The 14121-nt window shown below is 48.0% G+C and carries 11 protein-coding genes and 3 tRNA genes; 3 read left to right on the plus strand and 11 right to left on the minus strand.

The genetic code is table 11. The features are described 5' to 3' along the window. Positions 1–105 precede the first annotated feature (105 nt). From SHEWMR4_RS10615 to SHEWMR4_RS10630, 4 genes are all read right to left on the minus strand, one after another. Positions 106–192, minus strand: a tRNA-Leu gene (locus SHEWMR4_RS10615). A 49-nt stretch (positions 193–241) separates the two neighbouring features. Beyond that, positions 242–315 (minus strand) — tRNA-Cys (locus SHEWMR4_RS10620). 23 nt (positions 316–338) lie between these two features. After that, positions 339–414 (minus strand) — tRNA-Gly (locus SHEWMR4_RS10625). Positions 415–728: 314 nt separating this feature from the next. Further along, a complete protein-coding gene (locus tag SHEWMR4_RS10630) occupies positions 729–2162 on the minus strand; it encodes a glyceraldehyde-3-phosphate dehydrogenase (protein ID WP_011622785.1) in 1434 nt (477 codons plus the stop codon). A gap of 206 nt (positions 2163–2368) precedes the next feature. On the opposite strand from SHEWMR4_RS10630, the gene SHEWMR4_RS10635 reads away from it, so the two are divergent. Together SHEWMR4_RS10635 and gap are read left to right on the plus strand one after the other, a co-directional pair. After that, positions 2369–3259 carry a DUF2989 domain-containing protein gene (locus SHEWMR4_RS10635; protein ID WP_011622786.1) on the plus strand — a complete coding sequence of 297 codons (891 nt, stop codon included), beginning with the start codon at positions 2369–2371 and terminating at the stop codon, positions 3257–3259. Between the two features lie 212 nt (positions 3260–3471). Continuing rightward, a complete protein-coding gene (gene gap / locus SHEWMR4_RS10640) occupies positions 3472–4482 on the plus strand; it encodes a type I glyceraldehyde-3-phosphate dehydrogenase (RefSeq protein WP_011622787.1) in 1011 nt (336 codons plus the stop codon). Positions 4483–4607: 125 nt separating this feature from the next. Here gap and sodC read toward each other — a convergent pair whose 3' ends face one another. The 6 genes from sodC to astE form a co-directional block, all read right to left on the minus strand. Then, the gene (gene sodC, locus SHEWMR4_RS10645; RefSeq protein ID WP_011622788.1) at positions 4608–5120 is read right to left on the minus strand and encodes a superoxide dismutase family protein; all 513 of its coding nucleotides are present in this window, start codon (positions 5118–5120) and stop codon (positions 4608–4610) included. 291 nt (positions 5121–5411) lie between these two features. Then, a complete protein-coding gene (gene nadA, locus SHEWMR4_RS10650; RefSeq protein WP_011622789.1) occupies positions 5412–6485 on the minus strand; it encodes a quinolinate synthase NadA in 1074 nt (357 codons plus the stop codon). 144 nt (positions 6486–6629) lie between these two features. Continuing rightward, positions 6630–8225 (minus strand): dihydrolipoyllysine-residue acetyltransferase, encoded by a 1596-nt coding sequence (locus SHEWMR4_RS10655; RefSeq protein ID WP_011622790.1) that lies wholly within the window; start codon positions 8223–8225, stop codon positions 6630–6632. A 9-nt stretch (positions 8226–8234) separates the two neighbouring features. After that, the gene (locus SHEWMR4_RS10660) at positions 8235–9212 is read right to left on the minus strand and encodes an alpha-ketoacid dehydrogenase subunit beta (protein WP_011622791.1); all 978 of its coding nucleotides are present in this window, start codon (positions 9210–9212) and stop codon (positions 8235–8237) included. Positions 9213–9215: 3 nt separating this feature from the next. Further along, positions 9216–10394, minus strand: a complete 1179-nt coding sequence (locus tag SHEWMR4_RS10665) for a thiamine pyrophosphate-dependent dehydrogenase E1 component subunit alpha (protein WP_011622792.1) — start codon at positions 10392–10394, stop codon at positions 9216–9218. A gap of 162 nt (positions 10395–10556) precedes the next feature. After that, a complete protein-coding gene (astE, locus tag SHEWMR4_RS10670) occupies positions 10557–11591 on the minus strand; it encodes a succinylglutamate desuccinylase (RefSeq protein ID WP_011622793.1) in 1035 nt (344 codons plus the stop codon). Between the two features lie 278 nt (positions 11592–11869). On the opposite strand from astE, the gene msrA reads away from it, so the two are divergent. Next, on the plus strand, positions 11870–12349 hold the full coding sequence (msrA, locus tag SHEWMR4_RS10675; RefSeq protein ID WP_011622794.1) for a peptide-methionine (S)-S-oxide reductase MsrA: 480 nt from the start codon (positions 11870–11872) through the stop codon (positions 12347–12349). A gap of 119 nt (positions 12350–12468) precedes the next feature. Here msrA and pgm read toward each other — a convergent pair whose 3' ends face one another. Beyond that, positions 12469–14121 carry a phosphoglucomutase (alpha-D-glucose-1,6-bisphosphate-dependent) gene (pgm, locus tag SHEWMR4_RS10680; protein ID WP_011622795.1) on the minus strand — a complete coding sequence of 551 codons (1653 nt, stop codon included), beginning with the start codon at positions 14119–14121 and terminating at the stop codon, positions 12469–12471.

Below are 14121 nucleotides of genomic sequence, written 5' to 3' on the forward strand. Positions count from 1 at the left end.
TTTAAGAGGCTGATCACTATTTGTTTAAGGATTAATTTGTAGGGGTTAGAACGGGATTTGCGGCAATAAAAAAGGCCTAACATCTGTTAGGCCTTCTCTATGTTATGGTACCCGAGGCCAGACTTGAACTGGCACGCTGTTACCAGCGAGGGATTTTAAATCCCTTGTGTCTACCGATTCCACCACTCGGGCAAACTCTTTATATTAACGACGGGAATCGTGTCATTAATACCTTAATCTATGGAGGCGCGACCCGGAGTCGAACCGAGATCGACGGATTTGCAATCCGCAGCATAGCCATTCTGCCATCGCGCCAGATTTCCAAACTCGTAAAGAGTTGGAGCGACATATCGGGTTCGAACCGATGACCTATACCTTGGCAAGGTATCGCTCTACCAACTGAGCTAATGTCGCATCGATGTCACAGCTTAATCAGCGATTAAGCTTAGGAGTTACGTTGCTACGCTTTCCCCTGACTGCGGATTGGCATTCTACCGATTTAACATTCAGAGTCAATCAACAAATTTGAAATATTGCGCTTAGAAGCACTGTTTGCCCAATATTCAGCCACAGAAATAAAAACTTGCCGATGGAATAATCAATTTGATGATTTTCTTTGCAACAACAAGAGCTGAAGTGATGTTATCCAGCCTTATCAACGCGCATCATGCCATAAAAAAAGCGCCCTACTGGACGCTTTTTCTTGGACGTTTTTATGTGCGTAGCGATTATGCTGGCAGAGACAGAGTCGTCAGGCCTAACATCGTCTGCATCACACCGACTACTTGGCAGCTGTAACCAAATTCGTTGTCATACCATACGTACAGAATGGCACGTTTACCTTCGGCGATAGTCGCTTGTGAATCAACCACACCCGCATAGCGAGAACCCACTAAATCGCTTGATACGATTTCAGTTGAGTCTGTGTAATCGATTTGATTCTGCAATGGTGATTGCAGCGCCGTGTCTTTCAAGTATTCGTTCAATTCGTCTTTGTTGGTCTCAGCATTGAGGTTCATGCTGATGATCGCCATAGATACGTTTGGTGTTGGCACGCGAATCGCGTTACCCGTCAGTTTACCCGCTAATACTGGCAGAGCTTTAGCTACGGCTTTAGCCGCGCCCGTTTCAGTGATCACCATGTTTAATGGTGCACTGCGACCACGACGGTCAGCACTGTGGTAGTTGTCGATCAGGTTTTGATCGTTCGTGTATGAGTGAATAGTCTCAACGTGACCATTCTCGATACCGTACTTGTCGTTTACCGCTTTCAGTACTGGTGTGATGGCGTTAGTGGTACAGCTCGCCGCAGACACAATGATATCTTCTGCAGTGATGTCGCCTTCATTCACGCCGTAAACGATGTTCTTGATGGCGCCTTTTGCAGGTGCAGTCAGTAACACTTTGCTGGCACCAGGGCTCTTCAAGTGTAAACCTAGGCCAGCTTCATCTTTCCAAATACCCGTGTTGTCTACCACTAAGGCATCTGTAATACCGTATTTGGTGTAATCCACTTCATCTGGCGAGTTTGCGTAAATAACTTGGATATAAGTGCCGTTAGCGATGATAGCGTTGTTCTCTTCATCCACTTCAACTGAACCGTTAAATGGACCATGAACAGAGTCACGACGCAGTAAGCTTGCGCGTTTTTCTAAATCGCCCTTCTTACCACCACGTAACACGATAGCGCGCAGTCTTAACTTGTTGCTGCGGCCAGTACGTTCGATCAGTAAGCGCGCTAATAAGCGGCCAATACGACCAAAACCATACAACACTACATCACGCGGGGCGATATCATCAGCATGATCAATCGCTGCCGCTAATTCACGTGCCATATAGCTTTCAATTTCGTTGGTATCGGTATGTTCAGCCCAGTATTTAACGGCAAGCTTACCAATATCCACTTTACATTGTTTAACAGCGAGTCTGCTTAAGGCTTGAACAAACGGGAAACTCTCGCGTAAACGTAATTTCTCGCCGACATGACGACGAACTAAACGGTGCGCTTTAATAATCTCAATAGTAGAAGCATTGAGTAATGGCTTACCATAAACCACAACTTCGACGCCTTGGTTACGGTACAACTTGCCCAGCAAAGGTTGCATTGCCTCTGCCATTTCAAAACGTTCTTGCCAACTTTGTAGGTGTTTATCAGCGCTCATTTACAGATCCTTTATCTCACTTTTCAATAAAATATATTGAAAGGTTTGAGTAACATGACGAAAAGACCAATAATCTTATGGAGGTTTTAGGGAAAACCCTGTGTTTTGGTCGGCGCCATTGTAATGAAAACTGACCCAGCTTGCCAGTAAGATATTTTCTGTAAATCTGTAATTTTATTAGAGAAAATTGCATTTTGGAGCGTATTTTGAGACAAAATCTAGTAATAATTACATCATTTACCCTCGCGATAAGCCTTTTCGGTTGTGATAATGGCCGAAATATCGAAACGATTTGTAAAAATAATCCTGAAATTTGTGCCGATTTGCATAAGGATGGATGGTGTTTAACCGAGAAAACCCTGCTGATCCAGAGCCGATTCGACCTATTAGACAACAAAAATCCTACGGGTAAGCAACTTTACCAACAGTTAACTTACCTTGAAGATTACAGCCGTTGTATTGAATTGGCCTCAGGGGTGCAACATATCATCCATACGAATCGCACAGCTGACCGAGCAAGAGCCTTTCGCCTAAGTACAGAAAACCTCAGCCGTCTACAGGAAGAAACCCGCGAACGCCAAGACCCCTTTATGTCTTACTATCAATGGACACGTTTTGGTGACACCGATGCCTTAAACCGACTATTAGCGCAAGAAAATGCCGGTGAAGTCACAGAGCCTTTTCTCCTTGCACAAATCGCCACCTATTACAGCAATCGAAATGCCATCAAAGCGCAACAACTCTATCTTAAAGTGTTTGCAGAAATTCAATATGCCGACTTTGATCCCAACTGGTTGCTTGGGCTCGCCTCAGCCTATCGTCAAACCCAAGCGTTTGAAAAAACATATATGCTGACCAAAGCCAATTTACTACTTACGCAGCAGAAGTATTCTGAAGATAAGATGCTAGCCTTAATCGGTGGCGACAAGACGCTTGCGGCCAAATTAGATCAATACGCCCAGAACTTAATCGACGCGTTAGAAGATGGCCTCTATTCGACCAGTCCGGTTGCGCTCTGGCTTGCTCCGCCCCAGACGGAGGTCACACCGCCTGCGGCAACAACAACTGTCGAGCCAGAGAAGCCAAATTCGCCTTAACTTGCGTTTTGAAGAACGTCGGCAAAATGTTTGCCACCTTGTAATTTTTTACCCAAATACAGCGCTGAAAATGGTGTTTTCGCGAGCAATGTAAAAAAAACACCTAATTTGTTAACCGAATCCCGGCAAAATTGCCGAATTCACTTGACGATAGCTGTCAGTTTGGTAATTTTACTACCAGTTGAATTTTATAATCACCAGAGGGATATGAGATGACTATCCGTGTAGCAATAAATGGTTATGGCCGTATCGGTAGAAACGTATTACGCGCCCTGTATGAAAGCGAAAAAGCTTACCCAATCAAAATTGTTGCCATCAACGATTTAGGCGACGCTTCAATCAACGCTCACCTGACAAAATACGATTCTGTACATGGTCGTTTCAATGCCAAAGTTGAGCATGATGCTGAAGCAATTTATGTCAACGGCGACAAGATCCTCACCTTCCAAGAACGCGATCCAGGTAAATTACCTTGGGGCGACTTACAAGTTGACGTCGTGTTCGAATGTACTGGTATCTTCACTTCTAAAGAATCTGTACAGCCACATTTAGCGGCGGGCGCGAAGAAAGTCATTATTTCTGCACCAGGTAAAAACGTTGATGCAACCGTCGTTTACGGTGTGAACAACAATGTATTGACCGCGGATATGACTGTTATCTCTAACGCTTCATGTACCACTAACTGTTTAGCGCCTTTCGCTAAGCCGTTAAATGACGAAATTGGCATCGAATCCGGTCTGATGACCACCATTCATGCTTACACCAACGATCAACGTTTATCTGACGTATACCACACAGATTTACGCCGTGCCCGCGCTGCAGCACTGTCAATGATCCCAACTAAAACTGGCGCTGCCGCGGCAGTAGGTTTAGTTGTACCTGAATTACAAGGTAAATTCGATGGTTTAGCAGTACGTGTACCGACTGTTAACGTGTCTTTAGTGGATTTATCTTTCATTGCAGCACGTGATACCACTGTTGAAGAAGTTAACGCCATCATCGAACGTGCCGCTGCTGTTGCGCCTCTGAGCGAAGTGTTAGCGGTTAACAAAGAGCCACTGGTGTCTATCGACTTTAACCACAATGCGTTTTCATCTAACTTCGATGCGACTCAAACCCGCGTTAACGGCCGTTTAGTTAAAGTGATGGCATGGTACGATAACGAATGGGGCTTCAGTAACCGTATGTTGGACAACGCGGTTGCGCTGATGAACGCGAAGTAATCATTCTTCTTTATCAAAAAGCCCCGCTCTTGCGGGGCTTTTTTTATACCGATTTCACGGCTCATTAATCCACTGTCGTTACCAATGCTCGCATTTCGCCGCTAACAACTGAATGTGGCGATACATTAATTGATAATACCGCAGGCTACACGCGCACCGCCGCCACCTAAAGGCGCTGGGTGATCGGAATGGTTGTCGCCACCGGCATGGATCATGATCGCATGGCCTTTAAGATCACCCATTTTTAAGCGCGGTGCCAGCACGGCCTGACTAGCTGCACCGTCTGCATCGACAAACAATGGTGGCAGATCGCCTAAATGCCCTTCTCCCCATGGCGTGCCGTGGGCTTTTGTGGCGGCAGGATCATAGTGTCCACCTGCCGCGCCAGCAGGGACGATTTTTCCGTCCTTTTCCTTTGGATCACAGCTGCCGTTCTCATGTAGATGGAAACCATGTAATCCTGGCATTAAGCCTTTGAGTGATGGCGTAAATACCACTCCATACTGTGACTCTGAAATGGTCACTTGACCGACACTTTCACCCACGCCCTTTTCGTTGACAAGATTCATTGGCACGCTCACGTCTGCAAATGCACTGGCAGCAGACATTGATGCAAGCAGTAACACGATGTTTTTCATACCCTTCTCCATGGTTATCTTATACAAAATTGCATGAACACAGCGCAATGAGTGAACTCTCCTACGCTTTGCTATATCAAATTTAGGCCAACAACACCGATCCAGTAAGTAAAAGAGCGTGAATTTCTTTAAATTGAAGCATATATGCATCTATGAAGAATGGCGTCTAAAAGCTAGCGCACCTTATTAAGCACATACTTAGCAGCTTAGCTGCTGATCAATTTGAACCGATACAAAAATCCCCGCCAAGTGGCAGGGATTTCATTTTTCGTGAGTGTTATGGACGCTTGATTAAGCGTTGCCTTTCACTTTCATATTCAGTGTTTTAGCGAAATCGAGCATACGGGTCAGCGGGATTAAGGCTTTCACGCGTAAATCTTCATCGACAAAGATTTCGTGAGTCGTTTTGTCGCTGTCACTTAAAGACGCTTCAATCGCCTTTAAGCCGTTCATTGCCATCCAAGGACAGTGAGCACAGCTCTTACAGGTGGCACCATTACCGCCAGTAGGCGCTTCAATCAGTGTTTTACCCGGCGCCGCTTGTTGCATTTTGTAGAAAATACCGCGATCGGTCGCCACAATAAAACGCTCATTAGCCATGGTTTGCGCAGCTTTAATCAACTGGCTGGTGGAGCCGACAGCATCCGCCATCGCCACCACACTCGCGGGTGACTCTGGGTGCACTAGAATAGCGGCATCGGGGTAAACACGCTTTAAATCACGCAGCGCATTGGCCTTAAACTCATCGTGAACGATACAGTCGCCCTGCCACATCAACATCTCGGCGCCGGTTTGTTTGGCAATATAACTGCCTAAATGACGGTCTGGGCCCCAAATGATTTTTTTGCCTTCGCTGTCTAAGTGCTCAACGATTTCAAGGGCAATACTCGAGGTAACCACCCAATCGGCACGGGCTTTTACCGCCGCCGAAGTATTGGCATAAACGACCACGGTATGATCAGGATGCGCATCACAGAAGGCGCTGAATTTATCGATGGGGCAACCTAAGTCCAATGAACAGGTCGCCTCCAAGGTCGGCATCAGAATGGTTTTTTCTGGGCTTAAGATTTTGGCGGTTTCACCCATAAATTTCACCCCAGCGACAATTAACGTCTTGGCGGGATGATCGCGGCCAAAGCGCGCCATTTCGAGTGAGTCGGAAACACAACCGCCGGTTTCTTCGGCCAGCGCTTGAATTTCAGGGTCGGTATAATAATGGGCAACCAATACCGCATCTTTTTCAATCAGCAGCTGCTTGATACGTGCCTTGTAGTCCGCCTTTTCGGCATCGGACAGAGGAATTGGCTTAGGCGGAAACGGATAATCAATAGTTTCGATTGTTGGGGCAAATGGGCTGGGGCTCATAACAAATCCATCAGGATAACAACGTTCGCGAATTATACGTAATTGGGATCAAAAGATTAACCCATTTATGGCCTGCGAATAAAAAAGGACGCTAAATTGCGTCCTTTTTTGCTGGATTGGCTGTAAGTATTGGCTGACAGCCGATTAGCGCATGGCTAATAGCATATCCTGCGGCTGCTCAAGGTATTGTTTCCAAAGGTTACAGAAACGAGCAATGGTGCCGCCATCAATAACGCGGTGATCCCCTGACCAACTCACTTGCATGATCTGACGCGCTTCGACTTCACCTTTCGCATTGAAGCGCGGCAAGGTTTGTAACTTACCTAATGCGACAATCGCGACTTCCGGCTTATTGATAATAGGCGTTGCAACTGTGCCACCTAAGGCGCCAATATTCGAAATCGAGATGGTGCCTTCTTTAAGATCCGCCGGCGCCACACGGCCGCTGCGTGCAGCATTGGTTAAGCGGGTGATTTCGGCAGCAACCTCGAGGATGCTCTTATCTTGCACATCCTTCACGTTTGGTACCAATAATCCCACCTTAGAGTCGACCGCCATACCTATGTTATGACGCGCCTTGTAGGTGATTTCCGTACAATCAGCATTCACTTGGCTGTTAAGCACAGGGAACTGCGTTAAGGCTAACGACATGGCTTTCATAAAGAATGGCATCATGGTTAGCTTAACTTCGTCGGAGGAATACTTGGCCTTCATGCTTTCACGCAGAGCGACTAAGTCTGTCAAATCAAACTCTTCGCAATAAGTGAAGTGTGGAATGGTGGATACCGATTCCACCATCATTTTTGCCATCACGGCTTTCACGCCACGGATAGGCTCAACAATGTCACCCCGTGCAGCGCTTGCCACTGCGGTAGAAACGGTCGATTGAGCCACAGTTGGGGCAGCTACCACTAGCGCAGCGGCAGGCACAGCGCCACCCTGTGCTTGGAAGCGAGTAATGTCTTCCTTATACACACGGCCATGTTTACCACTACCAGGGACGCGACTTAAATCGATATCTAAGGCACGTGCCATACGGCGAACGGCTGGACTGGCTAAGGCTTTACCTTGGCGAGCAGGCTCCGAGGACACCGCCGCGCAAGCGGCTGGTGCTGCAGTATTCACAGCGGCAGCGCTTGCTTCCTGTGCATGGCTGACTGGCGCACTCACGCCACCTTCGACCTCAATCGCAAATAGTGGTGCATGTACTTTCGCTAACTGGCCCTTACGGTAGTGCAATTTGACAATTTTACCCGCTTTGATAGCAGGGATTTGCACTAGGGCTTTATCTGTCATCACATCGGCGATGGGTTGATCTTCAACCACAGTATCGCCTTCTTGGACTAACCATTCGACCAGTTCACACTCAACAATGCCTTCGCCAATATCGGGCAGCAGAAATTCTTCTACGCTCGTACCCACCGCGCTGGATTGGCTTGCAGGTGTTTGAGTAGATGCCTGTACTTCAGGTTGAGAAGCAGCAACAGGTGCGGCTTCGTCGGACTCAATCTGCACGGCATAAAGCGGCGCATGCACCTTAGCGATATCGCCTTTGGCGTAATACAGCTTGGTCACGACTCCCGCAAAAGGCGCCGGAATTTGCACTAAGGCTTTGTCAGTCATTACATCGGCGATGGGTTGATCTTCAGCAATCGTATCGCCCTCTTGCACCAACCACTCGACGAGTTCGCACTCGACAACGCCTTCACCAATGTCCGGCAAAATAAAATCTTTAATCATACCGGACTCCTAGAAGTTCACCGATGCCTTAATGGCTTCAAAGGTTTTGAGCGCATCGGGCATATATTCTTTTTCGTGGACCAGTGGATATGGGGTATCTAGACCACATACACGGCTGATAGGTGATTCTAAATACAGGAAACATTCCTGCTGAATCGTCGCCGCGATTTCACCGGCAAAACCACCCGTTAATGGTGCTTCATGGTTGATCAGTAAGCGGCCGGTCTTCTTCACAGAATCAGCAACGGTATCCACATCCCAAGGTGCGAGTGTACGTAGGTCGATAATTTCGCAGGAAATCCCCTCTTTTGCCGCCATGTCAGCCGCTTTTTCGATGATTTCCATCTGTGCGCCCCACGCCACTAAGGTGATGTCTTTCCCTTCGCGCACCACTTCGGCTTTACCCAGCTCGATTTCATAATCGCCCGCAGGGACTTCACCCACAGAAGCACGGTATAAACGCTTTGGCTCGAAGAACACCACAGGGTTTTTATCGCGAATAGAGGCTAATAATAAGCCCTTGGCCTGCTCAGGATTACGTGGCACAACCACTTTTAAGCCTGGCGTTTGGGTAAAATAAGCTTCTGGCGATTGTGAATGATAATGGCCGCCCGCAATACCGCCGCCATAAGGTGTACGGAACACTAGGCTTCCCACGTTAAATTCATTACCGCTGCGGTAACGGAATTTAGCAGACTCGTTCACTATTTGATCGAATGCTGGAAAGATGTAATCGGCGAACTGGATTTCGGCTACGGCGGTCATACCATTAGAGGCTAAACCGTTGGCAAAACCCGCAATGCCTTGTTCAGTCAGCGGCGTGTTAAAGCAGCGACTGCGACCAAACTTTTCCTGTAAACCTGAGGTTGCGCGAAACACACCGCCAAAGTGGCCAACGTCTTCACCAAACACCACCATGCGCTCGTCAGATTGCATGGCAATAGACAAGGCCTCATTGACGGCCTGTAACATATTCATTTCTGCCACGGCTTATAGCCTCCCTGCACTTTTGGGATAGGATTGCGGATATTTCTTGATGTGTTCTTTAAGTTCACTCAGCTGCTTTTTCAGCGCTGGTGTTGGCTTGTCGAACACATCTTCAATGATCTCATCCAGCATAGGGATAGGTAATTTTTCAGCGACTTTAACGGCGGCTAACACTTCTTCACGGTACTTTTCGTAACGCAGGGCATCATCGGCCTCGGCCAACCACCCTTTGTTGATCAACCATAACTTGAAGCGTTTGACTGGATCGTGTTGCTGCCATTTTGCCTCTTCTTCTTTGGAGCGATAGCCAGAAGGATCGTCAGAAGATGAGTGCGCGCCAAGGCGATAAGTCATGGCTTCAATCAACACGGGGGCATTGTGCTCAATCGCATAGGCACGCGCCTGTTGCGTCGCGGCTAACACCGCCAGCATATCGTTACCGTCGACACGAATGGTGTGCATGCCGTAACCCACACCGCGGCTAGCGATACCGTTACCAGCAAACTGTTCTTCGGTTGGGGTGGAAATCGCATAACCATTGTTACGGCAGAAGAAAATCACCGGGCATTTTAACACCGCAGCCATATTCAAGCCGGCGTGGAAGTCACCTTCAGACGCAGCGCCTTCACCAAAATAACAGACGGCAACATTACGTTTGCCTTGCATTTTCAGGCTATAACCGACACCTGTCGCTTGCGGGATTTGCGTGGCCAGTGGCGATGAGATGGTTTGGTAGTTTAACGCAGCGCAGCCGTAATGAATTGGCATTTGGCGACCTTTACCTAAGTCCTTCTCATTACTGAACATTTGGTTCATAAACTGTTCAGTGGTAAAGCCACGGTAACGTAGCGCCGCATGTTCACGATATTGCGCGAGGATCACGTCCTCAGCGTCCAGCGCCGCGACACTGCCGACGATCGCCGCTTCTTCACCTGTACAGGTCATATAGAAGCTGATCCGGCCCTGACGCTGCGCGCCTAACATACGTTCGTCGAGTACCCGCGTAAACACGCAGGTATCGTAAATTTTGGTGGCTAAGGCTTCATCTATTACAGGCAAAACCGCGGTTTCATAGGTAGTGCCGTCTGCTTGTAGAATTCGAAGGATAGGAATGTGAAGCGATGCCTTATCCAAGAAGCCGACACGGTGCACTGTATCAGTGTTGAGTGTTGCTTTGCTCATATTGTGCTCTTGTTATCTCGTTACGCCATGGAAAATCCACAACGCCTAATTTATACGAATATGCCGGATGAACATTACGTTAACGTAAACTACCTATCAACCGTTGGCACAGTTCAAACGACAACTAATCCCCTGTGGGCATGTATATAATGCTTTACAAAACTAGCGAACATCTGGCGCGACTGAAGGGATCAGGCAAATCACAGTGCGATTGCCGATGGGCACCTTAGCATTGGGGAAGACAATCGATTCACATTCCTGTTCGACTTTAATTTCCTGCCCACCCTCTCGGGCCAATACAAAGCCTTTCGGGAACGATCGGAAGTTTTCGACATCGGTCGCGAAGGTAAATTCAAAATCATCAAAATGTTTGTTAATCACCCGACATACTTGATACAGATTCACCTTATCCGCTGAGAATGGCTCAAGCGCTAAGGGTTTGTCTGTGATAAGGCGCATAAACATCTCTTGGGCGGCAATAAAACGCGTCATATCGTTTTGCCCCATGGGATACACCTTACCTAATTCAATGGTAAAGGCATCGGCGCCATACTGCTCGGAGGAAAAATAACTAAAGGTGGTCGTCGGCTCATGGTGAAATAACACAGTATCGACGCCACTGGCCGCTAAAAACATGATTTGCTCGGCGCTGTAAGCACGGCCGGGACGATAGGGATAAATCGCAAACTTTTCGTGTTTTGACGCACGCATCGCCGTGTGTAAATCGTAGTGAATACGCTGGCGCCCTGCTGCTGCGCCCTTAAAGAAGCGGTCGACATAGGCTTCTAATTTTTTTGCCCGCACCCGCTCAGGATTCACTAATCCCGGTGGGTTTGAATGCTCGCCACTAAACAGACGATTCATGTTCTCGTCGATAATGCGAGTCCCATTATTAATCGCTAAAGGGTTACCAATAAGAAAGAGCGTGCGTTGTTTGGCGATGATTTTTTGTTGGAGAAGCTGTTTGATTAAGGTATTGCAGAGTTCGATGGGGGCGGTTTCATTCCCGTGGACACCGCAGGAGAGAATGACATCCTTACCTTGGGCTTGTACTGGCTCAAAAACGATGACGCCGGTGTCCCACACTTCGACTCGAGTATGTTCCCCTAAGGTGAAACTAAACTCATCTCCGAGGGTTTCAGGATTGGCGAGGGTCAGCGCGAGAAAATCCTTCGAATCTAACAGAGCTTGTAACACAGAATTCTCCTTATAATAGCGTGTTAAAGGCGTGTGTGATGGTAATAACTGCCTGTTTCATGGCACTTATCGCTACCCGCCTTAAAAAGCGCATCCATACTAACACAAGTTTTTGGGCCGTTACTCTGTCATTCTGGTCAAACAAGCGCATTTCGCGGCAAAACCACAGCATCTTAGCCGCCTTTGGTCGACATAGGATTAATTTTGTCGACACACTTGCTTTTAGGCATGAGTTTTATCACAATCCTTAGCCATCTAGACTTCTATCAGGATTTATCATGGCGTTAGCAACTTTCGGTGCCGGCTGTTTTTGGGGCGTGGAGTATTTCTTTAGACAAGTCAACGGCGTGACCAACGCGACCTGTGGCTATATGGGTGGCAATAACGACGCGACCACCTATGAGGAAGTCAAAAAAGGCAAGACAGGCCATGCTGAAGTCGTGCAAGTGGAATTTGACCCTGCGATTGTCAGCTACGACGAGTTATTAGATGTGTTTTGGAAGAACCACAACCCCACCACACTCAATATGCAGGGCGGCGATATCGGCACTCAGTACCGCAGTACCATTTTCTTCCATGACCGTGAGCAAAAAGCGACGGCCGAAGCTTCTAAACTGGCCTTTGCCCGCTCGGGCCGCTGGGGATTACGCCACATTGTGACTGAAATTGTACCTTTGCAGCAATTCCATGTGGCAGAGGAATATCATCAAAACTATATCGATAAGAACAACTTACCAAGTTGCCATCTCGAGTATTGATCATCACCATTTAGCATCTGCGTGAAAGGCTTGGCTTCTCATCGCTGCAAATAAAAACGCACTCATAGGATTTCCATGAGTGCGTTTTTTATCGGTAAAAAGAATGCTTAACTGCTAGGTCAGGCGCTAAGCGCCTTATCAATCAAGGCCTGTGCGTCCTTAATGATATCGGCAAGATGCTGCTCACTGATAAAGCTCTCACCGTAAATCTTAAATAACGCCTCAGTGCCCGACGGCCGCGCCGCGAACCAACCATTGGCCGTCGTCACTTTAATGCCACCTATCGAGGCATTGTTACCTGGGGCGTGGGTCAATACGGCATCAATCTTCTCACCCGCCAGCATAGTAGCGTTTAAGGTCTCGGCATTAAGCTTGGCAAATTTGGCTTTGTTCTCAAGACTAATCGGGCTGTCGATACGCTTGTAGAAGCTTTGACCGAATTGCGCCACTAATTCTTGATGGCGTTGCCCAGGCGTCTTGCCAGTAACCGCGAGCATTTCGGCCGCTAGCAGTACCAGAATAAAACCGTCTTTGTCGGTACACCAAGTCGTGCCATCACGGCGCAGGAACGCCGCGCCCGCACTCTCCTCACCACCAAAGGCAATAGTCGCCTCGGCTAACCCATCGACGAACCACTTAAAGCCGACAGGGACTTCGAGTAATTTTTTGCCATGGAAGGTACAGATTTTATCGATAAGCGCGCTCGATACCAGCGTCTTGCCGATGGCTAACTGCTCGCTCCATTCGGGTCTGTGGGTCAGCAAATAATCAATTGCTACCGCTAAATAGTGGTTGGGATCCATCAGCCCTGTGCCCGGACACACGATGCCGTGTCTGTCGTAGTCAGGATCGTTACCAACGCATAAATCGAAGGATTCTTTGTGGGCAAGTAAGCCTGCCATCGCATAGGGAGAAGAGCAATCCATACGGATCTTGCCGTCTTTATCGAGCGACATAAAGCTAAAACTTGGGTCGACCTTATCGTTAACTAAGGTGATATCAATGCCATAGTGCTTGGCAATCGGTGCCCAATAATGAATACCCGAGCCGCCTAATGGGTCAACGCCCAATTTCAGCTTAGCCTTAGCGATAGCGTGCATATCGACCACATTGACTAAATCCGCGACATAGGGCGTGATCAAATCAATGGCATGCACATAACCCGAAGTTAACGCATCGGCATAAGCCAGCTTATTAACGCCCTTAAGCCCTGCGCGCAGGTAATCATTAGCACGGGACTCAATCCACGCTGTGATATTGCCTTCGGCTGGGCCGCCATGGGGAGGATTGTACTTGATACCACCATCCTGCGGTGGATTATGGGATGGCGTAATAATCAAACCATCGCTTAACGCGGCGCCACTCAGCGCCGCTTCACGATTAGCGCAAATAATGGCATGGGACACCACAGGTGTGGGGGTAAAGCTATCATTTTGCTGAATATGCACAGTCACCTTATTGGCGGCTAACACTTCAATCGCCGACACGTAAGCCGCATAAGATAAGGCGTGGGTATCGATACCTAAAAATAGCGGGCCGTCGATATTCACCGATTGGCGATAATCCACCACGGCCTGAGTGATCGCCCAAATATGGTCTTGGTTAAAACTTGCTTGAAACGCCGTTCCACGGTGACCCGAGGTCCCGAACGTCACACGTTGCTCGGCAGCATCCACATTAGGTTTGATGCTGTAATAATGGCTCATCAGCTTTGGAATATTCACCAGATCCGTCTGACTCGCGGTTTGTCCTGCCCGTTGATGTATTGCCAC

Source organism: Shewanella sp. MR-4, assembly GCF_000014685.1.
GTDB lineage: Bacteria > Pseudomonadota > Gammaproteobacteria > Enterobacterales > Shewanellaceae > Shewanella.